The organism is Burkholderia sp. GW821-FHT14F03, assembly GCF_058803765.1.
In genome coordinates, this window is the sequence record NZ_JBXAPG010000006.1 from 141,481 (window position 1) to 164,369 (window position 22,889).

Consider the following 22,889-nt stretch of genomic DNA (forward strand, 5'->3'; position numbering starts at 1 on the left):
GGGCGCTCATAGTGGATTCACCCCGACAGGCCGCGCGGCCGACGCCGCAAGGCTCCGACGATTCTAATCCACGGTGCGCGCGATGCTTCATACAAAGCGGAATATCCTTATCCTCATGGCGGATCAGCTGACGCCGTTCGCGCTGCGCGCGTACGGTCACCCGCTGGTGCGCACGCCGCATCTCGACCGGCTGGCCGCCGAGGGCGTGGTGTTCGATTCGGCCTACTGCGCGAGCCCGCTGTGCGCGCCGTCGCGCTTCTCGCTGATGACGGGCAAGCTGCCCGCCGCGATCGGCGCCTACGACAACGCGGCCGAACTGCCCGCGCAGACGCTGACCTTCGCGCACTACCTGCGCGCGGCCGGCTACCGCACGGTGCTCGCGGGCAAGATGCATTTCTGCGGGCCGGACCAGCTGCACGGCTTCGAGGAGCGGCTCACCACCGACATCTACCCGGCCGATTTCGGCTGGGTGCCCGACTGGAGCCGGCCGGACGAGCGGCCGAGCTGGTATCACAACATGTCGTCGGTGCGCGAGGCCGGGCCGTGCGTGCGCACGAACCAGCTCGATTTCGACGACGAGGTCACCTTCGCCGCGCGCCAGAAGCTCTACGACATCGCGCGCGAGCGGGCGGCCGGCCGCGACGCGCGGCCGTTCTGCCTCGTCGTGTCGCTGACCCATCCGCACGATCCGTATGCGATCGGTCGCGACTATTGGGATCTCTATCAGCACGAGGACATCGATCTGCCCGCGGTGGGCCGCGGCGAGGTCGCCGACGATCCGCACTCGCGCCGCCTGCGCGCGGTGTGCGCGAACGACGCCGCGCCGCCGTCCGAGGCCGAGGTCCGGCGCGCGCGGCACGCCTATTACGGCGCGGCCTCCTATGTCGACGCGCAGTTCGGCGCCGTGCTCGCGGCGCTGGAGGAAAGCGGCTTCGCGAGCGATACGACGATCGTCGTCACGTCCGACCACGGCGACATGCTGGGTGAGCGCGGCCTCTGGTACAAGATGACGTTCTTCGAGGGCGGCTGCCGCGTGCCGCTGATCGTGCACGCGCCCGGCTGCTTCGCGCCCGCGCGGGTCGCGGCGTCGGTGTCGCACGTCGACCTGCTGCCGACGCTCGTCGAACTGGCGACGGGCGCGCCGCCGGCCGCGTGGCCGGATCCGGTCGACGGCCGCAGCCTGCTGCCGCACCTGACGGGCGGCGCGGGCCATGACGAGGCGTTCGGCGAGTATCTGGCCGAGGGGGCCGTCGCGCCGCTCGTGATGATCCGGCGCGGCCGCTACAAGTACGTGCATTCGCCCGTCGATCCCGATCAACTGTACGACCTGCGCGACGATCCGCGCGAGCGCGTCAATCTGGCCGGTGATCCGGGCGCGGCGGCGACGCTCGCTGCGTTTCGCACCGAGGCGGCGCTGCGCTGGGATCTGGCCGCGCTGGGCGAAGCGGTGCGCGCGAGCCAGCGGCGGCGGCGTTTCCATTTCCAGGCGAGCAGCCAGGGCCAGGTGCGCGCGTGGGACTGGCAGCCGTTCCAGGACGCGAGCCGCCGCTACATGCGCAACCATCTCGCGCTCGACGACGTCGAGGCGATGGCGCGCTTTCCACGCGTGACGACGCGGGCCGATGGGGGAGGCGAATCATGAAACGCATCGAGCGGATGAAGCGGGGCCCGCGCCTCGCGCGGTTCCTGGCGGGCGCGGCGCTCGCGGCCGGCGCGCTCGGCGGCGCGTGGGCCGGCGAGCCGGCCGTGTGCGGCGCGGTGCGGATGGCCGCGCCGGGCTGGACCGACATCGAGGCGACCAACGCGCTCGCGGGCGTCGTGCTGAAGGCGCTCGGCTATCGCCAGAGCGTCTCGAACCTGTCGGTGCCGATCACCTATCAAGGTCTGAAGAAAGGGCAGATCGACGTGTTCCTCGGCAACTGGATGCCGGCGCAGGCGCCGCTCGTGAAACCGTTCGTCGACGCGCGCGCGATCGACGTGCTCGGCGCGAACCTGAGCGGCGCGAAATTCACGCTGGCCGTGCCGGACTATGTGGCGGCGGCCGGCGTGCGGCAATTCGCGGATCTCGCGCGGCAGGCGGACCGGTTCGGCGCGCGGATCTACGGCATCGAGCCCGGCGCGCCCGCGAACCAGAGCATCCGGCGCATGCTCGACGATCACGCGCTCGGCCCCGCGCGCTGGTCGCTCGTCGAATCGAGCGAAACCGGCATGCTGACGCAGGTCGAGCGCGCGGTGCGCGCGCATGAGTGGATCGTGTTCCTCGCCTGGGAGCCTCATCTGATGAATACACGTTTCCACCTCGTGTATCTCGCGGGCGGCGATGCGTACTTCGGTCCCGACTACGGCAGCGCGACCGTCAACACGGTGACCCGCGCGGGCTTTGCCGCCGACTGTCCGAATCTCGCCCGCCTGTTCCGCCAGATGCGCTTCGGCGTCGATCTGGAAAACCGCCTGATCGCGCGCCTCCTGGACCCGCATCAGCCCGCCGAGGCCGCCGCGCGGCAGGCGCTGCGCGACGAGCCGGCGCGCGTCGCCGCATGGCTCGACGGCGTGACCACGGCGAACGGCGCGCCGGGCCTGCCCGCGGTGCGCGCGGCGCTGGCCGGGCCGTGACGCAGCCTGCCCGGGTCGTCTGCTGACCATTCGATGTCGCCTGGAGACGGGTAGCGCGAAATATGGGTTTGTACTTTTTGGCGAGCGGCGGTTGATTGTGCACAAGGCGCGCAACGATCGCCGCGCGTGGAACAGACAGACAGGCAGGCAGGCGGCGCGGATCCGCGTGGCGCGTGGAGTCCGCTTTCCAATCAGCGGGCAGGGAGGGTGTGGACATGAACAAGACGAAGCGCGTCGCGTGGCGCGCAGTGGCGCTCGTACTCGCGGGCGTGCCGGTCGCCGGTTACGCGCAGAGCAGCGTCACGCTGTACGGCATTCTCGACGCCGGGGTGACCTATGTGAGCAACTCGGGAGGCGGGCGCGTCGTGAAGTTCGACGACGGCGTGTCCTACGGCAACCGGATCGGCTTCAAGGGCGTCGAGGAACTGGGCGGCGGGCTGAAGGCGGTCTTCGTGCTCGAAAGCGGGTTCCGGCTCGGCAATGGCAACCTGGGCTTCGGCGGCGCGGAATTCGGCCGGCAGGCCTATGTCGGCTTGCAGAACGACTGGGGCACGCTGTCGCTCGGCAACCAGCTCGACATGACCAACGAAATGGTCTACACGACCAATATCTCGGCGTGGGGAAGCGGCTACGCGATCCACCAGGGCGACTTCGACCGCTTCAACGGCGACCGCCTGCCCAATTCGGTGAAATTCCTGTCGAACACGTTCGGCGGCTTCAAGTTCGGCGGCATGTATTCGTTCGGCAACGTGGCGGGCGATTTCCATCGCAACAGCGCCTACAGCCTCGGCGCGAACTTCACGCAGGGCGATTTCATGATCGGCGCGGCCTATACGCGCCTCAACAACCCGAACGGGATCTACGCGTTCGACCCGTACGCGATGATCGGCACCCACACCTTCCTCGGCCAGCCGACCGTGAGCGTCAATCCGGCCACGGGCCAGGTCACCGACCTGTACGCGAACACGCCGATGAACGTCGACAGCCAGGGCACCTTCGGCGTCGGGTCGAGCTATGCGCTCGGCAAGCTCACGCTGATGGGCAACTTCACCTATACGACGATCAAGGGCTTCGGCCAGTCGTCGCACATGCAGGTGTACGAAGGCGGCGGCAGTTACCAGTTCACCCCGGCGCTGAGCTTCATCGCCGGCTACCAGCACACGCGCTTCGAGGGCAATCACTGGAACCAGGGCTCGGCGGGCGTGCATTACCTGCTGTCGAAGCGCACCGACGTCTATTTGTCCGGCGATTACCTGCGCGCGTCGAACGGCGTGGACGCCGTGATCGGCTACAGCTTCACGCCGTCGACCACGCAGACCCAGGCGGACGTGCGGATCGGCATGCGCCATTCGTTCTGAGCGGGCGCGGCGGCGCGCGCGTCGTGAGTCATGCGCGTCGCGGAAGGATGGCGTCGCATGCTGTCCGGGAAGCGGCGAAACCCTGGCGCCGATCGTCGGTATTGGTGCCGGGCATGCTCCGGCGGGCGTCGCGCCCGCGCGTGATCCGATCGGCCGGCGTACGGCGGGCGCGCCACCGCGCGCCCGCCTGTCGTCAAGCAAGCGCCGCGCCGCTCAAGGCTTCGCCGCGCCGTCCCCCAGGTCCACCGCATAGGCCAGCGCGAGCTTGCCGAACTTCAGCGCGTGGTTGCCCTGGCTGTCCGAGTTCTGCAGCGTGTCGTTGACCGTGTGGATGTACGGGCTGTCGTTCTTGTCGGCCTCGAACGGGAACGACGCCGCGTAACCCTGCGCATTCCACGACGCATGATCCGAGCACGCATAGCCGCAGCTCGACGTGCCGACGCTCAGCTCCGGCAGGTAGGTCTTCGCCAGGTTGGCCACGTAGGTGTTCTGCGCGGAACTCGTGTTGTCGGTGATCAGGTAGATGTCTTTCGGATCGCCCTTGTAGTTGGTCATGTCGAGTTGCAGCACGCCGACCACGTTCACGTTTTGCGCGCGGAACTGCCTGGCGATCGCGTTCGAGCCGAGCAGGCCCGCCTCCTCGGCCGCGTAGCCGATGAACTTGATCGTGCGCTTCGGCTTGTACTGGTTCGCGAGCAGCACGCGCAGCGCTTCGGTGAGGCTCGCGATCCCGGACGCATCGTCGTCCGCGCCCGGCGCGCGCGAGTTTTCCGTGGTGCGGCCGACCGTCGAGTCGAGGTGACCGCCGAGCACGACCGTGCCCGCGCTCGGATCGCTGCCCTTGATGGTCAGGATCACCGATTTCTGCGGCCAGCCCGAGTGCGCGAACTGCTCGACCGTCACGTCGGCGCGCGCGCCCGCGAGCTGCTTCCATTGCTGGGCGAGCCAGTCGGACGCGGCCACGCCGTGCGAGGTCGTGTAGTAGCGGTTCGTGAAGCTCGACAGCGACGTGATCGTGCCGACGATGTTGCTGGCCTGCAGCTGCGCGATCCAGGTCTTGATCTGCGGCGACGCGGCGATCCGGTAGTCGGGCGCGGCGGCCGGCTTCGCGGCGACGGGCGCCTGCAGCGCGCGCAGCGCCTCGGCGCGCGAGTCGTGCACGATGAAGCCGGGGCCGTGGCCGCGCGCGTCGTAGACCGCGCGCGCCAGCTCGGGCAGCAGCGCCTCGTCGACCTGCACCACGTGCAGCGCGGCCGCGGCGGCGACGCCCGCGGCGGCCGACGACGCGACGTTCGCGCCCGGGTCGAGGCGTTGCAGCTCGCGCAGCGCGGAGGCGTCGAGCGTGATCCAGACCGGCGCCGCGTGCGCGGCGAGGGTGAACAGCGCGCCGCCCACGGCGGCGCAAAGACGGGTAAGCATAGGCATGTTCGATCTCATCGGGATGGGATGTCGAGAAACAGGGCGGCCGCAGGTCGTGCGGTTCGCCCCGCCTGTCGCGGTTGCCGGGTCATGACTGCTTCGGCACCGTGACGCCGTACGTGCAGCTCTTGTTGTACGCATTGCCGATCGCGGTCAGCTGCGCGCTGCTGTAGCCGAGCGCGGACGCGGCGGTCAGCACCGCCTGCGCGGCGGCCTTCTGGTTGGTCGAGCTATTGGTCATCGACAGCCCCTTCAGGAACGCCTTGTCCATCGCCACGCCGCCGATCGCATCGCGCGCGACGAGATTGCACGACGCCCAGTACTGGCCGGCCGTGTGGATCTCCGCGCCGCGCGCCTGCGCATAGGTGCGCCCGACGTTCCAGTTGGTCACGCGGCCGGCCCAGAATTCGTTGTGGCCGTCCCAGTTGTAGACCCAGTTGTACTGCGCGTCCGTCGGGCTCCACTGGTTGAAGTCGCGGCTGTACGCGGCCGCGAGGTAGTCGCCCGTGCCTTCGGACAAGCCTTCCTGCTGCGACAGGCCGCCGTTGGTCACCCAGTCGTGGATGCCGTGGCCCAGTTCGTGGATCACGACGTCCGCGTCTTCCGCATCGTCGACGCCGCCCTGGCCGAACGACAGCCTGCCGCTGCTCGACGAGTACGACGAGTTGTCCGCGCCCGATTCGCCGTGCGGGTCGTACTGCACCCCGCCCGTGTACTGGTAGGGTAGCGCCTTGACGCCCAGCGTCAGGTTCACGTAGCGCAGGAACGTGTCGATGTGGTAGTACGCGTTGACCGCCTCGAAGTAGAGGTTCGAGCGCGTGAAGTCGAAGGTCGACGAGGTCTGCACCGGGCAGGCGTTGTCGCGCGGCGCATCGAAGTCGGCGCAGGCCGCGTACGGGCCGGCCAGCTTGTAGCTGCCGCCCGTCTGGGTCAGATCCTTCAGCGTCACGCGCACGCGGGCCGCGTTCAGTTGCGCGGAGTCGGCGTCGTTGTTGTCCTTGTAGCCGGTGCTGCCGTAGCTGCTTTTGGTCGACGACAACGGATCCGGCCGGAACACGAGGCCGCTGCCGTCGGTCGCGTAGAACGCCTTGTCCTCGGCGCGCAGCACCTCGCCGCTCTGCGCGTCGACCAGCAGCTCCCAGTCGCCGCGCGGGCCGTCCTGCGGCCGCACCCGCACCTTCCACGCGGTATGCGTGCCGGCTGCGTCGACGAACGCGACGAGCGCGGCGTCGAGGTGGGTGAAGCCGGTCGCGCCGAGATAGGCGCGGGCGCGGTCGAGCGCCTGCTGCTGGTCGACCGCCTGTGCCTTCGCCGACACGGCCGCGACGCCGCCGATCGCATTGCTCGCGACATACAGCACGCGGCCGTCGCGCGCGACCGTCACCGCGATCTCGCTGCCGTAGACGGGCAGGCCGCCCGCCTGCTGCTGCAGGCGCACCACGGTGAAATCGGGATCCTTGCGCTCGGACGTGACGACGAGGCTCGCGAGCGCATTCGCGTCGAGGCCGAGCCGCGCGGCCTGTTCGCCGACGAACGCGCGCGCGGTCGCGGTCGCGCCGGCCCCGGCCTTGGCGGCGCGGAACGCCGGTTGATACAGCGTCACCGCGACGCCGTGCGGGCGAACCTGTCCGTCCGCCTGATCGAGCGCGGCGGCGGGCGGCGCGACGCCCCGGGTCAGGCTGTCGCGCAGGGTCTGGGCCTGCGGGTCGCCGGCCTTCGAATCCGCGCCGGCGTTCGTCACGACGCCGAAGCCGAGCGCGACGCAGAGCGCCAACGGCAATGCTTTGCAGGATGTCTGCATGGAGTTCCTCATGGTCGTAAAGTTGGGGGAGCCACCACGAACCTCTCGAAACGCAAGGACGACACGGCCCGCGCGGCGGCGCGGAGCCGTCGCGACAAGGCGCGCTGCTGCGGGGTGTTGCTACTGCCTAGGACGACTAAGTATCAAGTCGAAGCAAACAGGCGGCGAAGGGGCCGGCGGGCGACCGCCGGGCGGCGCCGGCGTATGGGTGGGAAACGAAGGACGGAAACGGCGAGAACCTGACGCGCATCGTCATGACATACCCCCTCGGATCAGCGAGTCGACAGGCAGCCCGCGCGCGCCGCTTGGAGCGGACATCTCTTAGGCTGCCTACGTATTTTTAGGATATGTTACAGAACATTTTCACAATTTTTTCGATTTATTTTCGACCGCTGATTCGATCTGTCGAGTAATTGGCGGGGTTGTTGATGAAACTGACGTAAACGTTGCCGCGACGCCGATTGCGCTGCAATTTTGTGCTGCAGTGCAAGGATCGCTGCATTCAGCGCAGCGCATGTCGGTCGTCGCGCGGGCTCGCGCCGAAGCGCGCGCGATAGGTGCGCGAGAAGTGCGAAGGCGATTCGAAGCCGCACGCGGCGCAGATCGCCGCGATCGACATGCCGGTTTGCTGCAGCAGCTCGCGCGCGCGGTCGAGCCGCAACTGCTGGTAGAAGTGGGTCGGCGTGTCGTCGAAGGTCGCGCTGAACAGCCGTTCGAGCTGGCGGCGGGTGATGCCGGTCTCGTGCGCGAGCGCGTCGGACGACAGCGGGGTTTCCAGGTGCTGCTCCATCAGGCTGATCGCATGGATCAGCTTGCGGTTGCGCACGTTGTGGCGGGCGGCGATTTCCAGCCGCTGATGGTCGCTCGGCGGGCGGATCCGGGCGACCACGAACTGCTCGGAGATCGTCGCGGCCAGCGCCGCGCCGTGGCGGCGGCCGATCAGGTTCAGCATCAGGTCGATCGACGCGGTGCCGCCCGCGCAGGTGATGCGGCGCGCGTCGATCTCGAACAGCTCCTGTGTCGCGTGCAATTGCGGGAAGCGCTCGCGGAACGCGGCCAGCGCTTCCCAGTGCAGGGTCAGCGGCTGCGCGGGCGCGAACAGGCCGGCCTGCGCGAGGATGAACGCACCGGTGTCGATGCCGCCGAGCGTCGCGCCCTCGCGATCGCAGCGCTTCAGCCACGCGGCGAGCGTGCGCGTGTAGCACGCGAGCGGATCGAAGCCCGCCATCACGAATACGGTGTCGACGCGCGCGACGTCGGCGTACGCGGCGTCGGCATTCAGCGCGATGCCGTTGCTCGCGACCACGGGCGCGCCGTCGCTGCTGAGCAGGCGCCAGCGATACAGATCGGGACGGAAGCGGTTCGCCACGCGCAAGGGCTCGAGCGCCGACATGAAGCCGAGCGCGGAAAAGCCGGGCAGCAGCAGGAAATGAAGGTCTTCGGGCATCGGGAGCGCGCGCGCCGTGCGGTCGGGGAGCTTCGATTGTCCATGATTTCATGCGACGCACGCGCGATGGATCGAGATGCCGTCGGGCGGGGCTCGCGAGAGCCTCGCGGGCTTGCTTCTTCGGATCGACATGGCGAGCGGTATGGCGCACGCGAATCCGGGGGGATGAGTGGAAATCCGTTCAACCAGGCGTCTTGTATTCGTTGCCGAGAACGCGTGGCCGCTTCATGCCGCCGCCTTCATGCGTCGCATCGTCATCCGAGTGCCGCCGGGGCTGCCGGCGAGGATTTGTCGCTCGCTTTCAAGCGGACGGAGCGCCGCCGAACGTGTGCGGGGCGCGTCGCCCCCAGCCGTGAAAAAGCCGGCATCGGTTGCCTGCTGACCCATCCGGCCCATGACTTTGGACCCGCCGCGCCTGCTCGATCCGACATTCTGTCATGCGGCGTGCGTCGCACGCGCGCGAATCGAAGCCCGCCGTCACGGATGCGGTGTCGACGCGCGCGGCGTCGGCGGACACGGCATCGGTGTACGGCGCGATGCCGGAGCTCGCGATCGCGAGCGCGGCTTCAATCGAGCACACCCAGGCGCCTCGCATGGTCCGCGGCCTGAATCTTCGTCGTGACGCCCAGCTTGCGCTTCGCATTCTGCAAATGAAAATAGACGGTCGCGCTCGCGATGCCCAACTGCGTTGAAATCTCCGTGGCCGTCTTGCCGTCCGCGCTCCATTTGAGCATTTCGATCTCGCGGGGCGAGAGCCGCTGCAGGTATCGCCGCGCGTTTTCACCGTCGATCGAATTCTGGATCTTCGATGTCACGCACTCGGCCAGGATGAACAGATAAGGCTGCAGCGCGTGGACCTCGTCGACGCTGACCGGCTCCCGGTCCCGGGCCAGCGACAGCAGCGTGAAGATGCCGCCGCGCGCCCAGGACGACTGGCCCAGGCCGGCGCGCAGGCCGAAATCCTGCGCCTCCGACCACAGCTGCTGCGATTTCACGAACAGCGCGTCATGCCACACGACCGGGCTGCGCGTGCGCATGCCGAGGCGGACGGTCGGGTCGATCGCCACGTAGTCGCGTTCCAGGTAGCGCGCGAGCCAGGCGTCCGGGTAGTTCGAAATGATGCTCACCCCGTCGTCCTTGGGAGACGCGGTGCCCTTGGTGCCGAATGCCACGCGCTCGAATCCGAGCCGCCGCGCGCAGTGCTCCATATTCTGCAAAATCTCGGCATCGGTCAGGGCATGGCTGAAGCCGGTGAATACTTCGTTCCACCATGTCGAAAGATTAATATTCATTTGACATCCTTAATGAATCTTCATGGTCAAGGCGAGTCAGCGAATGTCGTCGGTTGATTGGTTTTCCATGACTTCGGCGGCCGCGCGCGTTGCCGCGCCCGGCCCGTGGTCGTGCGGCCGTGGCTTGAAACCGGCGGATGAAGAATCAGGGAAACCGTGGCTTCCGGAACGTTCGACGCGGATCGTCATCCGCGTCGCGCAACACGATGTGCCTCGTTTTGCTGCGTACTGTCTTGAAGCTGATGCCATCGACGTCATGACCCACGGCCGGGATCCGAGGCGCAGGGCCTTCGCGCGCGGCGTTCCGCGATGGGCCGCGCACCGCGCCGCATGCCGGAATCGCGCGCCGCCGCCTGACCGTGGTCTTCCGCGCCGTCATGCCCCGCAATCGCCTTGCCGCGGGTGCGTGGACTCGGCTTCGATCCCCGCGTTCGCGCAAGGTCATGCGCGGAGGCTCACGCTCCGCCCGACACCCTGGATCTTCCAGCTGGAATCATTGCAGCATCCGAAATTATGATGACGCTGCCATGACGTAATGATTTTCTGGAAATTAAGCGAATACTCAACAGTTGCAACAAATTCGACAAACGCATCGAATGTGTCGCATGATAAAAAGATACCTTGATCATTCGGGATGCGCAACAATGATTTCCGATGTTTTTGTATGTGTGATTCGATATTGACAATATGCTTTCAAAATCAGAATCGATTTATTCCGTTGGGGCTGGATTGCATTTGATGTGAGGCTGCTGTTTTCCACGTCGCGCCAGGCCTGGCAGGTGATTTCGGGAGAGGCGGCTTCAGGCGTCAATGGGAATTGCCATTTTGAAATTGTAAGGTTTGGCGGTGGGCAGGTGGATTCGAGTCATTGTTTCGTCCTGATCGAAATACCCGGAATTAGGCCGACGATATTCGGAATGGAGTGGCGCTGCGGATATTGTTTATCTTTCCGGATCGATCGCGTCTATTATTCGAGTCAAATTGAATATTGAGTCGGGTTCGCAATGCGGCATAAAGCGCGTTGCGCCGGAAGCATTGCCGAACACAGGTAACGGATCGTGGCGGAGAGGGGCGCGCCCTGGAACCGAGGACGCGCGGAGCGCGATATCAGGGGACGCGGAAAGGCGAAGGCCGCGCGCGGCGGCCGCCTTCAAACCGACTTCATCGTGGGACCGCAGGCAGCCGAGGTTCCGGTCGCGTGGTGAATACGCGGTCGCGCAATGCCCGCTCGAGCGTCAGGCCTGAGCGCCGATGATTTCGTATTGCTGCTTCGTCGCGTCGACATGGAGCACCGTGTCGAGCACGCGGATGACGGGCGGATGGCCATAGACCTTCTCGACCATCGCCTTGTATTCGTCGTCATGCCAGCGGGCCGCCGCTTCGCGCGTGCGCCAGACGTAGACGCCGCCGCCTTCGTGCGTGGCGTCGTCGTAGTAGTACCACTTGTGCAGCAGGTCCGGGTTGGTCGACCACTTGATCGCCGCTTTTTCATAGTGTCCCAGCAGCGTCGGCAGATCGATATCCGGCCTGAGTTTGAAGAAAACGATTTCAGTGACCACGGTGCACCTCATTCATGTGGGGGTGAACTGGCTGGCTCGGCGTAACGATTCCCGCTTCAGGTCGAGGCATGTCGACCGCGTCCAGATCATAGACCATCCGTGTTTCAGGTACGCGACGCGCGGCGGTCATTCCGCCGGACGGCCGAGCCAGCGCGACGCGTCGCGCCGCCAGTACCAGTGCGCGAGCCCGGGCGTCTGGAGCAGCGCCAGCAAGCCGAACGCCGCCGAATAGGCTTCGGGGGGATAGTGCAGGTCGGACGACGGGGTCCAGCAGTCGAGAATCAGGCCGAATACGGTTTGAACCAGGAACGAGCCGAGAAAGATCAGCAGGTTGAGCAGCGTCGAGGCCCGCCCGGTCAGATGCCGGGGCACGGCTTGCGAGACCAGCGAGAATTCGAGCCCGCCGATCGCGCCGACGAGCGTGAAGGCCACCGTCAGCATCGGCACGAGCGGCACGCACCCGTACGCGGCCGCCGCCTGCACCGCGACGAACAGCGCCACGCCCACGCCCGCGACGTCGATGAGCCGATAGCCGCGCCGCGCCGCCCAGCCGCCCAGCGCGCCGACCAGCAGCGCGCCGGCCACGATGCCGCCCATGCTTGCGAACAGAACGTTGGCGGTCGTCGCGCGGTCGAGGCGGGCGACATCGCTGACCCAGCGTCCGAGCCATACGCCCTGCACGCCGAATGCGACCGCGTGCGGCAGCAGCACGAGCGAGAGGGTGCGACGGAAGCCCGGCACGCGCCATACGTCCAGGAACGATGCCAGGGCGCCGGGGCCCGCAGGCGCGGTGGGCGTCGGGGCGTCCAGGGCGGGCGGCGCGAGGAGCAGGGTCGTCGCGATGGCGAGCGCCAGGCCGCCGGCGATCCACACGAAGAGCACGTGCCAGCTCATGACATGCAGGGCCCATTCGACGGGGGCGGTCGCCGCCATGGAGCCGAGGCCGCCCACGGCGATCATGCCGCCGTTGAGCACCGGCACCCGACGCGCGTCGAATGCCGTGGAAATGGCCTTGACGGCCGCCATGAAGGCGCCGGCCATGCCGATGCCGCACAGCGCGCGCGCGGCGAAGAGCGTGGCGAAATCGCGGGCCGCCGCGAACAGAAGCGCGCCGGCCACGGCAACGCTCAGGAAAGCGATCTGCGTGCGCCGCGGGCCCCAGCGATCGAGGCTCAGGCCCACCGGCAGTTGCGCGAGACCGAGCGCGAGGAAGTAGACGCTCGACAGCAGGCCGATGCGATCCGCGCCGAGCGGCATCTCGGCGACGAGATACGGCGTCAGGACGGCATTGACGTTGCGGAAGAACAGCGAGAGGAAATGGCCGAGCGCGAACGGCAGGAAGACGGCGAGCAGCAGCCGATGGAAAGCGGGTTCGGTCGACGATGGCGTGTCCGGCATGGCGGGTGCTCAGAGGATGTGGGCGCGCAGACGCGCGGTCGCGGTCCGGGCGCAATCGGCGCGCCGCGTCGCTCGCGGCCCGCGTCGGCGGCGCGCGGCAAGGCTTCGGCGACCTTCGACGCGATGGAGCGAACCGACGCCGTGGCTGTCGCCGCCGGCCTGCATCGAACGAGCGCGGCCGCGCGACGCGCCGCGTGCGCCGGGGCGAGACCTCACGGCCGGCCCGGCATGCGCACGCGCGGCGCACCGACGTCGGCGCGCGGCTCCGGACCTTGCATCCGCCTGCATGCGACGCGCGTTCCGCCGGCCATCGCCGTCACGGTTTCATGCCGCGTCGGGGCCGGTCGCGGCCGGACTCAAGCGTCCTTCGAAGCGCGTCGTCGCCGGCTCGCCGGGCGTGTGCACGAGATACCACGAGCCGGCTTCGCCCTCGCGCATGAAGCAGCCCAGCTGGGCGAGCTGCGGCATGTTTTGCAGGGTGATCAGGATCAGCGATTCAGCGCCCTCGCGATTGTCGAAGCCGTGCGAGTGAAACGGCGGCACGAAGACGATGTCGCCCGCCGCGATGGCGCGCGCCTCGCCCGCGCCTTCGATGCAGGCCGCGCCGCGTCCGGCCTGGACGATATAGAGATGCCAGAACGAATGACGATGCGGCGCCGACTGCTGCCCCGGCCTGATTTCCTGCAGCACGAGCGAGAGATCCGGCGCGATCTCGCCCTGGCTGCCGCGCGTGTTCGCCGTCAACACGATCGCCTGCGGCTCGCCCGGCGGCAGGCCCGCGAGCGCGGCGGCAAGCGCGCCGGCCGACCAGAAGGCGGGCTGGTCGGCCGGACGGCTCACCCGGTTCAGATACGCGCGAAGCGTCATGATGTTCGCGTCCGCCGCAAGACTCGTCGTCATTCCATCGCATCCTTTCGAAGATCGGTCGACCGGCTCATCCGGGGCGCGGCATGCGACGCATCCCGCGCGTCGACGCGCATCGCGCGCGGGTCCGCATGCCGCCGCGATCCGGGGCCATGTGAAGTATCTCGCGCCGCGAAGCGCGCGGGCGCGGGGCGCGTGCGTTACCCCTAGCGCTTTTTATAGGCGGACTGTTCCGGCGCCGTCACGCGCGCGGTGCCGTCCGCTACGATGAATGCTCGAAGGATCCGGCTCGACGACTCGATGCGCCGCGAGGGCGGCGCGACATCGATGCGCGGACATGCCGGACGGCGGGCGATGCATCGTCCCCGCGACGGAAGTCGCGCGCGGAGCGGCGCAGTCGACCGGCATGAATGGCGTTCAACGAGGGCGGGTTCGATCGAACGGGCCTGCGTTTCCCCACACGAGAAGGAGAGAGCATGTCCGCGCAGCTTGAAAACGGGTCGGAGAACAACATCTACATCGACACGCTGACGTTCAAAGACTATCTGCAAGACCTTCGCGAGCGCTGGCCCGATCTCTATACGCTGCTCGATCCGGCGCGCATCGACGACGACGCGATCGCCCGTTACCTCGATGAAATGAATCGCCTGTCCTGGGAGTTCGAAGGCAACGAGATCGGCGGTCGCGGGGCCGCCTACAACAAGACGAATCTCGCGCAGCAGAACTACGACAATCGCAGCGTCGGCATGATCAGCCTGATCAAGTGCTTCTCGCCGGACTACAACGCCATTCCCGGTGCCGATTTCCGGATTCTCGACGTGCTCGGCGGCGGCGGCACGGTCGCGCGCTTCTTCACGACGCTGGGCGTGCATGCGCCGACCATCGTGACGGCCGATCTCTCCAATCTGATGATCAGCGCCTGCCGCGCGAAGCATCTGCCGTATATCCGTCAGTCGGCGGGCCGGAGCCTGTTCCGCGACGACGCGCTCGACGGCGTGCTGATCGCCTACGGCAGCCAGCTCCTCGACCTGGAGACGCGGCAGCTCGCGGTGTCGGAAGCGCATCGCACCGTCAAGCCCGGCCACCGGCTCGTGCTGCACACCTTCGAGATCGGCGATCGCGTCGCGAACTTCTTCGACGAAGTCGTGCATCCGTATTCGCGCACCGGGCATCCGAACGCGCACTTCACGCGCCCGGGCCTGCTGGAGCTGCTGACGCGCGCGGGCTTCCGCGACATCCGGCTGTTCGAGATGGCCGACCCGTTCGTCCTGCGCGGCGCGACGCCCGAGGAGGCGAGACGCAACGCGATCCGGCACGTGTACGGCATGTACGACCTCATCAAGGTGGCCAGCTCGGACGCGGGCGTCGAGGCGGCGCTCGAGCCGCTCATCGAAAAGACGCTGGGACCGATCTCGGTCTCGCGCGAGCGCGATCACTACGTGGCGGAGATTCCGCGCGCGACCTTGATCGCCGTGGGCACCAAGGCCGGGGCGCGCTGAAGCGGCGGGCGCGACGGTCTCCCGCCGTTCCTCGCCGTCCGGGGGGCGGACGGCGGGAGATCGCGCGACGCCGATGAACCGGGCCGCGTCGATGTCGCGGATCGATCGCGCAGGGTACGGGGGCGTGTCGTGCGCGTCTGCCTCGCCGGACGAAAGGAAGGCAACGGGCGCGAGTTCGGCATGGTTTGTCTGACGCGGCCGGCCAGACGCGGTCGGCTAGACGCGGTCGGCCAGACGCGGCCGCGACGCTACAGGGCATCACCCATTCAAGCGGGATGAACAACAACGACCCGTCGACTCGACCGGTTCCACCGCAACGCCGCATTGCATCGCGGGCGAGGCATGGCCGCGAGAGCGCCGCATGGACGCGGCGCGGACGATCGAAGTCGAAATCCGTTCTCACAGATACCTGAGAGGCATGCGCCATGCAAGACAGTCCGGTGTGGAAATTCAAGCCGTATACGAGGCAGACGATCCGACAGGCTCCACAATGGGCGAAGCTGTCGGCGGATTTGCAGGAGGCGGTCGATACGGTCTCGCACGTCCTGCCGTTTCGCGTGAATCCCTACGTGCTGAGCGAGCTGATCGACTGGGACAAGGTGCCGGACGATCCGATCTACCGCCTCGTGTTTCCGCACCGTGACATGCTGCCCGACGCCCAGTATGTCCCGTTGCGCGATCTGATCGCCCGCGGCGCGTCGGACCGCGAGCTCGAGCCCGTCGTGCACGCGATCCGCATGAGCATGAATCCGCATCCGGCCGGGCAGATGACCCACAACGTGCCCTACCTCGACGGGCGGCCGCTGCCGGGCCTGCAGCACAAGTACAAGGAGACGGTGCTGTTCTTTCCGAGCGCGGGCCAGTCGTGCCATGCCTATTGCACGTTCTGTTTCCGCTGGCCGCAGTTCGTCGGCATGGACGAGCTGAAGTTCGACGCGCGCGCCTCGGACGATCTGGTTGCCTACCTGAAGACGCGGCCCGAGGTCACCGACATCCTGATCACGGGCGGCGATCCGCTCGTGATGAACGCGCGCTCGCTCGGCGAATATCTCGAACCGCTGCTGGCGCCCGAGCTGGCGCACGTCCAGAACATCCGCATCGGCACCAAGTCGGTCGCCTACTGGCCGCAGCGCTTCGTCAGCGATCGCGACGCCGACGATCTGCTCAGGGTATTCGAGAACGTGGTGCGGTCCGGCCGCAATCTCGCCCTGATGGGCCACTACAACCACCCGCGCGAAATACAGCATCCGATCGCCCAGCAGGCGATCCGCCGCATCATCGCGACGGGCGCGACGTTGCGGATCCAGGCGCCGGTGATCCGGCACATTAACGAGGATCCCGCCGCGTGGGCGGACCTGTGGACCACGGGCGTGCGCCTCGGCGCGATTCCGTACTACATGTTCGTCGAGCGCGACACCGGCCCGAGCGATTACTTCAAGCTGCCGCTCGCGCGCGCCTACGAGATCTTCCAGGCGGCGTACCAGTCCGTCTCCGGTCTCGCCCGCACCGTGCGCGGTCCGTCCATGAGCGCGTTTCCGGGCAAGGTCATGATCGACGGGATCGTCGAGCTGGGCGGCGAGCAGGTCTTCGCGCTGCAGTTCCTGCAGGCGCGCAACCCCGACTGGGTGCGGCGTCCGTTCTACGCGAAGTTCGATGCGCAGGCATCGTGGCTCGATCAGCTGACGCCCGCGTTCGGCGAGCGCCAGTTCTTCTTCCAGAAGGCGGCCGACGGCGCGCGCGAGCCTGAATCGATCGTCCGCATCGCGCGCGACGACGGCCGGAACCGGCACGAGACACTGGAGACGACGAATTGACGAACCGCCCCGATTCTTCCCCCGAACCCTACGAGGTCTACGCGCTGCGCTACGCGCGCCACGACGGCCGCCGCAGCGGCGAGAACTACCTGGGCGAGGACCCGCACGGCGATGCATCGGTGGGCTTCGACTTCTACATCTGGGTGCTCCGCAACGCGCAGCGGACCATCGTGGTCGATACGGGGTTCACGCCGGACATGGCGGCGCGGCGCCGCCGCACCTACCTGCATTCGCCGCTGGCCTTGCTGCGCGAGCTGGACATCGATCCCGCGTCGGTGTCGGACGTCATCATCACGCACATGCATTACGACCACGCCGGCAATATCGGCGGGTTTCCGCGGGCCCGCTTCCATCTGCAGGAGGCGGAGATGGCGTACTGCACCGGCCGCTGCATGTGCCACGACGTGCTGAGAAAGCCGTTCGAGGCGCGCGACGTCGCGGCCGCGATCGAGAAGCTGTACGCGGGGCAGGTGCGCTTCGTCGACGGCGACCGGCCGATCGCGCCGGGCGTCGGCGTGCATCTGCTGGGCGGCCATACGGCCGGCCTGCAGGTCGTGCGCGTGCTCACGGCGCGCGGCCACCTCGTGCTGGCCAGCGACGCCGCGCACTACTGGGACAATCTCCGCGCGCGCCGGCCCTTTCCCATCGTGCTGGACGTGGCCCGCATGCTCGACGCCCACCAGCGCATCGAGGCGCTCGCGGACGGTCCCGACCACATCATCCCCGGGCACGATCCCGGCGTGCGCCTGCGATTTCCGGCCTGGAACGGACACGAGGACATCGTCCGGCTCCACGCGGAGCCCCTGCGCTAGAACGAGCCGCGCGGCGGCGCCCCAGACAGCAGGATCGACGGAACGTGGCATCGGGCCACCGACCAAGGAGCATGCACATGCAGGTCATCCATATCGCAATCGTCGGCCTCGGACCGCGCGGCCTCACCGTGCTGGAGCGGCTCCGGGAACATGCGCGCCGGCTGCCGGCGGGCGCGCGCCTGAGAATCGTCGCGTTCGATTGCGGCGAAGCCGGGCAGGGGGCGCACCGCGCCCTGCAGCCCGACCACCTCATGATCAATACGGTGGCGTCCCAGGTCACGATGTTCGCGCCCGAGAGCGCGGCGGGCGAGGGCGACCGCTCGCTCGTCGAGTGGGCGCACGAGGCCGGCTACCGGCGCGCCGGCGAGCGTTTCGTGCTCGCGGCCGGGGACGGCGACGCGCTGCCGATCACCGAGGCGGACTACCTGCCGCGCAGCCTGCTCGGCGAATATCTCGCCTGGGCGTACCGCCATGTCGTCGCGCGGCTGCCGGCCGGGATCGAGGTGATCCATCGCCGCGCGCGCGTGACGGATCTGATCGAGGACGCAGGCGGCTACCAGGTGATCGCCGACGGCCTCGGCGCGCAGCGCGTGGACTATGTGTTCCTGACGACGGGCCACGGCAGCCGCAAGCCGACCGACGAGGACCGCGCCTTCGCGGCCTTCGTCGCGCGTCACGCGGGCCGCAACGAGGCGCTCGCGTATTTCGCCTCGCCCTATCCGGTGGAGGGGCTGGGGCGCATCTCCGCGTCGTCCACCGTCGCCGTCCAGGGGCTCGGGCTGACCGCGCACGACGTCATCTCGGCGCTGACCCTGGGGCGCGGCGGCCGCTATGTCGAGCGCGACGGCGAATTGCATTACGAAGCCTCGGGCGACGAGCCGGCCATCCGTCTCTTCTCGCGCAACTGCCTGCCGTTCGCGGCGCGCGGCATCAACCAGAAGGGACTGGCCGGGCGTCATCGCGCGCGCTTCTTCACGCCGCAGGCGGTCGCGGCGAAACGGCGCGCGGTGCTCGCGGCCACGGGCGATCCGCGGATCGATTTCGAGCGCGACGTGCTGCCGCTCGCGGTGTGCGAAATGGCCTACGCGTATCGCACCGCGCTGGAGGGCCGGGAGATCGACCCCGAAGGCTTCGCGCCCACGGCGGAGGAACTGACCGCGATCGAGGCGATCCTGTGGCCGCTCAAGGGGTGGCGCTTCGAATCGTTCGAGGCGTTCCGGCCGTTTTTCGACGGACTGTTCCGCGACGATCTGCACGAGGCGTTCAAGGGCAATGTGTCGAGCCCGGTGAAGGCCGCCACGGATGTCCTGCGCGACACCCGGGAGGCGCTCCGCACGGCGGTCGAATACGGCGGCCTGACGCCGGCGTCGCATCGCCGCTTCATGGAGGACTTCAACGCGACCACCAATCGCGTGTCGTTCGGCCCGCCGCGGCGTCGCAACCTCGAATATCTCGCGCTGCGCCGCGCGGGGCTCATCGACATCGCTGGCGGGCCGGGCGCGCGCGTGATCGCGGACGACGCCCAGGCGCGCTTCCGGATCGAGGCGGACTACCCGGGCGGCACGGCGCGCTGCCATGCCGACGTGCTGGTGGTGGCGCGGCTCGACGCGTACTCGCCGCTGACCGACGCATCGCCGCTGTCGGCCAGCCTGCTGGCGCGGGGCCTGGTCCGCCCGTATCGCAACGGCGACTATCACCCGGGCGGCATCGACATCGACGCCGGCCTGCATCCGATCGACGCCGCCGGGCGCGCGCGCGCGAACATGTGGGCGATCGGCTTCCCGGTCGAGGGGGCGCATTTCTACACGCATGCGTTGCCGCGCCCGCTGATTCGCTCCCGCCAGACGCAGGATGCCGAGCGCTGCGTGCTCGATCTGATCGGCTCGATCGAGGCGCGTCACGCCGGCGGGGCGCACGAGCATTCCGACGCGGCGGCGGCGCCGGACGAGGCGCTGTCCGGCCGGTAACGCTCGCCGCCGCCGAACGCCTGACGCAACCCCGAAGGAGACCTCTCTTGATCAAGCTGCACGGCTTTTACCGTTCGTCCGCCACGTTCCGGGTGCGGATCGCGCTGAACCTGAAGGGCGTCGCCTACGAGAGCGTCGCGCGGGACCTCGAGCGCGGCGCGCAGCGCGAGCCGGCCTACCTGGCCCTGAACCCGCAGGGGTTGGTGCCCGCGCTGGAAGTCGACGGCGTCGTGCTGAACCAGTCGCTCGCCATCATCGCGTATCTCGACGAGCGGCATCCGCTGCCGCCGCTGCTGCCCGCCTCGGCGGCGGAGCGCGCGCGGGTGCGGGCGCTGTTCCAGATCGTCGCGGCGGACACCCATCCCATCACGTCGATGCGCGTGAGCGCCTATCTGAAGGCGCACGGCTTCCAGGACGCCGGGGTGCGCGCATGGCAGCACCACTGGCTGCGCCGCAGCTTCGATGCGCTCGACGCGCTGTTGAGCGCCGAGCGCGGAACCGGCCGCTTCAGCCACGGCGACCAGCCCACGCTCGCGGACATCGCGCTCGTGCCGCAGGTTTATTTCGCGCGTCGCGTGGGACTTGAATTGGACGCGTGGCCGACTATCATCCGCATCAACGAGGCCTGCCTGGCCGAGCCGGCGTTTGCGCACGCGCATCCGGACCGGCAGTGAGGGCGCATCCGCTTCACGCTGACCGCCGGGCGCGCATCCGGCATGCCTCCGGAGCGGCGCGCCGCGTCGGGGCGGGGGAGCGGGGCCCCGGCCGAATCTCACCCCGAATCCAGTTGACGTCATCCCATGTCGAGACTTATAGGAACCTCTCCATGTCCAAGCTGCTGTCAGCCTCCGTCGCAACCGCGTTTTCCCTGTTCCTGATTGCCCCGCCGGCGTGGTCCGAAACCGCGGTCATCGACAATCCCGTCGACTGGCCGACGCAGTGCGCGCCCAACGTCGAGCCCACCGCGGCGGACCTGGCGTTCCAGCGGATGGGCAAGCTCACGGAGGCCGAAATGACGCCGGCCCAGCACGAGGCGGCGCTCAAGATCGCATCGGGCCCGCGCGGCTGCATCTTCGGGCCGTTCGCGGTGTTGCAGCGCAGCCCGGAGGTGCTGACGCGGCTGCAGCTGCTCGGCGAATACCTGCGCTTCAAATCCATCCTGCCGCAGCACCTGCGCGAATTCGCGATGCTGATGACCGGCCGCTACGTCGCCGCGCCCTACATCTGGTACATCCACCAGCCGATCGCGCTTCAGCACGGGGTCACGCCCGCGCAGGTCGCGGCGCTCGCGAAACAGGAGCGTCCCGCGCAGTTGGACGACGACGAGGCCGTGGTGTACGACGTGCTGGACGAACTGCATCGCCGCAACGAGGTGAGCGATAAGGTCTACGCGCGTGCGCGGGCCCGTTTCGGGGAGGACGGCATCGTCGAGCTGGTGGCGCTCGACGGCTACCTCGCCGTGATCGGCCGCGAGCTGAATACGGCGCGTCTCGCGGTGCCGGCGTCGGTTCGCATTCCGTTCGCCGCGCCTTGGGAGAACGCCTCGCCGACGGCCTCGCAAACCACTTCGCAAACCGCTTCGCGCACGGAATGAGCGGCATGCGCGCGTTTTTCGCCGACCTCAGCGGCCAATCGATCGCGATGGGGATCTTCGCGGCGGTCGTGGGCTATACCAGCTCGGTGGCCGTGGTGATCAACGGGATGCTCGCGGTCGGCGCCTCGCACGCGCAGGCCGCCTCCGGCCTCGCGATCCTGGGCGTCACGATGGGGTTGACGGCGATCGGGCTGAGTCTCGTCAGCCGCATCCCGATCTCGATCGCCTGGACCCTGCCGGGCATGGCCCTGCTGTCGACGCTGCCGGTGCCCGCCGGCGGCTACTCTGCGGCGGTGGGCGCCTTCATCGTCACCGGCCTGCTGATCATGCTGGCCGGCGTATGGGCGCCGTTCGGCAGGCTGATCACGCGGATTCCCCCGCCGATCGCCAATGCGATGCTGGCGGGCATCCTGTTCAAGCTGTGCCTCGCGCCGTTCGAGGCGCTGCGGGAAACGCCGACGTTCGCCGCGCTCGTGATCCTGACCTGGCTGGTGGTGGGGCGCTTCCATCGCCTGTGGGCCGCGCCTGCCGCGCTGGGCGTGGCGGTCGCCGCCATGAGCTTCGCCGGCCAGGGGCCGGCGCAGGCCTTCGCGCTGCCGGCGCTGGAATGGGTGTCGCCGAGCTTCGACTGGCACGCGCTCGTGTCGATCGCGCTGCCGCTCTTCATCGTCACGATGGCCTCGCAGAACATCCCGGGCTTCGCGGTGCTCTCGACCTATGGCTATCAGGCGCCGGCGCGCCCCTCGTTCCTCGCGACCGGGGCGGCGTCGGCGCTCTCGGCGCTGCTCGGCGCGCCCGCGATCAACCTGGCCGCGGTCACGGCCGCGCTGTGCGCCGGGCCGGACGCCCACGCCCGGCCGGAACGGCGCTATCCGGCGGCGGTGGTGGCGGGGCTCGTGTACGCGGTGATCCTGCCGCCCGTCGCGTCGATCGTGATCACGCTGGTCAGTTCCTCGTCCTCGCCGATCCTGATCGAGGCGGCGGCCGGTCTTGCGCTCACGGGCGCGTTCAGTTCGTCGATGTTCGGCGCGATGCGGGACGAGACGCACCGTTTGCCGGCGCTCGCCACTTTTCTCGTCACGGCTTCCGGTTTCAGCCTCTACGGCATCGGCGGCGCGTTTTGGGGTTTATGCGCGGGACTGCTGATTCATGTGCTCTATGCGACCGGCTCCAGCGGGCGTCGCGGGGCTTGAGACGTCGGCGGGGTAAGGCTGGCGCGGCGTTGCCGAACGCGCGTCGCGCATTTTCCTTTCCGGCGGCGCGACTGCCGCGCGGATCGATGAGTTCGAATCGACCCGGTGATTTTCGTCGATTATCAAATGGAGATCGGATCAGGCTATTTCTGTAAAGAAACTATTTTTTCGAAAACGTCGATTCAAGATCTTGTCAGCGCTTTTTAATCTGATTAGACTGGCTTCCGTAAAAAGAACGCGCCGGGAAAATCCAATTGAG

General features: G+C 68.2%; 18 protein-coding genes. 10 read left to right on the forward strand and 8 right to left on the reverse strand.

The window, feature by feature from the left end; all coding sequences use genetic code 11:
* The first annotated feature begins 82 nt into the window (after positions 1-82).
* From betC to AC1RQF_RS06640, 3 genes are all read left to right on the forward strand, one after another.
* Entirely contained in the window at positions 83-1,642 is a 1,560-nt protein-coding gene (gene betC, locus AC1RQF_RS06630; RefSeq protein ID WP_492871590.1) for a choline-sulfatase, read from the forward strand.
* Positions 1,639-2,613, forward strand: coding sequence for a choline ABC transporter substrate-binding protein (choX, locus tag AC1RQF_RS06635; RefSeq protein WP_273997769.1), 975 nt, complete (start codon positions 1,639-1,641; stop codon positions 2,611-2,613). Before betC ends, choX begins: the two co-directional genes overlap by 4 nt.
* Before the next feature lie 215 nt (positions 2,614-2,828).
* A complete protein-coding gene (locus AC1RQF_RS06640) occupies positions 2,829-3,971 on the forward strand; it encodes a porin (RefSeq protein WP_273997771.1) in 1,143 nt (380 codons plus the stop codon).
* Positions 3,972-4,184: 213 nt separating this feature from the next.
* On the opposite strand, the gene AC1RQF_RS06645 is transcribed toward AC1RQF_RS06640, so the two are convergent.
* The 8 genes from AC1RQF_RS06645 to AC1RQF_RS06680 form a co-directional block, all read right to left on the reverse strand.
* Positions 4,185-5,396, reverse strand: a complete 1,212-nt coding sequence (locus AC1RQF_RS06645) for a M28 family metallopeptidase (RefSeq protein ID WP_273997773.1) — start codon at positions 5,394-5,396, stop codon at positions 4,185-4,187.
* Between the two features lie 82 nt (positions 5,397-5,478).
* Complete coding sequence (locus tag AC1RQF_RS06650) at positions 5,479-7,191, reverse strand: M36 family metallopeptidase (RefSeq protein ID WP_492871591.1); 1,713 nt, start codon at positions 7,189-7,191, stop codon at positions 5,479-5,481.
* Positions 7,192-7,693: 502 nt separating this feature from the next.
* Positions 7,694-8,638 carry a GlxA family transcriptional regulator gene (locus AC1RQF_RS06655; RefSeq protein ID WP_273997776.1) on the reverse strand — a complete coding sequence of 315 codons (945 nt, stop codon included), beginning with the start codon at positions 8,636-8,638 and terminating at the stop codon, positions 7,694-7,696.
* 566 nt (positions 8,639-9,204) lie between these two features.
* Positions 9,205-9,930 carry a LuxR family transcriptional regulator gene (locus AC1RQF_RS06660; RefSeq protein WP_273997777.1) on the reverse strand — a complete coding sequence of 242 codons (726 nt, stop codon included), beginning with the start codon at positions 9,928-9,930 and terminating at the stop codon, positions 9,205-9,207.
* Between the two features lie 36 nt (positions 9,931-9,966).
* Positions 9,967-10,119, reverse strand: a complete 153-nt coding sequence (locus AC1RQF_RS06665; protein WP_273997779.1) for a hypothetical protein — start codon at positions 10,117-10,119, stop codon at positions 9,967-9,969.
* A gap of 1,046 nt (positions 10,120-11,165) precedes the next feature.
* The gene (locus AC1RQF_RS06670; protein ID WP_273997781.1) at positions 11,166-11,489 is read right to left on the reverse strand and encodes a hypothetical protein; all 324 of its coding nucleotides are present in this window, start codon (positions 11,487-11,489) and stop codon (positions 11,166-11,168) included.
* 126 nt (positions 11,490-11,615) lie between these two features.
* Positions 11,616-12,887, reverse strand: a complete 1,272-nt coding sequence (locus AC1RQF_RS06675) for an MFS transporter (protein ID WP_273997783.1) — start codon at positions 12,885-12,887, stop codon at positions 11,616-11,618.
* Positions 12,888-13,211: 324 nt separating this feature from the next.
* Positions 13,212-13,787 (reverse strand): cupin domain-containing protein, encoded by a 576-nt coding sequence (locus AC1RQF_RS06680; protein WP_273997785.1) that lies wholly within the window; start codon positions 13,785-13,787, stop codon positions 13,212-13,214.
* Positions 13,788-14,227: 440 nt separating this feature from the next.
* Here AC1RQF_RS06680 and AC1RQF_RS06685 point away from each other — a divergent pair, with 440 nt between their 5' ends.
* The 7 genes from AC1RQF_RS06685 (at position 14,228) to AC1RQF_RS06715 (ending at position 22,630) form a co-directional block, all read left to right on the forward strand.
* Positions 14,228-15,250 (forward strand): class I SAM-dependent methyltransferase, encoded by a 1,023-nt coding sequence (locus tag AC1RQF_RS06685; protein WP_273997786.1) that lies wholly within the window; start codon positions 14,228-14,230, stop codon positions 15,248-15,250.
* A gap of 425 nt (positions 15,251-15,675) precedes the next feature.
* Positions 15,676-17,064 carry a KamA family radical SAM protein gene (locus tag AC1RQF_RS06690; protein ID WP_273997787.1) on the forward strand — a complete coding sequence of 463 codons (1,389 nt, stop codon included), beginning with the start codon at positions 15,676-15,678 and terminating at the stop codon, positions 17,062-17,064.
* Positions 17,061-17,876 (forward strand): N-acyl homoserine lactonase family protein, encoded by an 816-nt coding sequence (locus AC1RQF_RS06695; RefSeq protein WP_273997789.1) that lies wholly within the window; start codon positions 17,061-17,063, stop codon positions 17,874-17,876. Before AC1RQF_RS06690 ends, AC1RQF_RS06695 begins: the two co-directional genes overlap by 4 nt.
* Before the next feature lie 77 nt (positions 17,877-17,953).
* Entirely contained in the window at positions 17,954-19,843 is a 1,890-nt protein-coding gene (locus AC1RQF_RS06700; RefSeq protein ID WP_492871593.1) for an FAD/NAD(P)-binding protein, read from the forward strand.
* A 47-nt stretch (positions 19,844-19,890) separates the two neighbouring features.
* Positions 19,891-20,517, forward strand: coding sequence for a maleylacetoacetate isomerase (maiA, locus tag AC1RQF_RS06705; protein ID WP_337995272.1), 627 nt, complete (start codon positions 19,891-19,893; stop codon positions 20,515-20,517).
* 152 nt (positions 20,518-20,669) lie between these two features.
* Positions 20,670-21,437, forward strand: coding sequence for a carboxymuconolactone decarboxylase family protein (locus AC1RQF_RS06710; protein WP_273997791.1), 768 nt, complete (start codon positions 20,670-20,672; stop codon positions 21,435-21,437).
* A gap of 5 nt (positions 21,438-21,442) precedes the next feature.
* On the forward strand, positions 21,443-22,630 hold the full coding sequence (locus AC1RQF_RS06715) for a benzoate/H(+) symporter BenE family transporter (protein ID WP_492871594.1): 1,188 nt from the start codon (positions 21,443-21,445) through the stop codon (positions 22,628-22,630).
* The last annotated feature ends 259 nt before the right edge of the window (positions 22,631-22,889 follow it).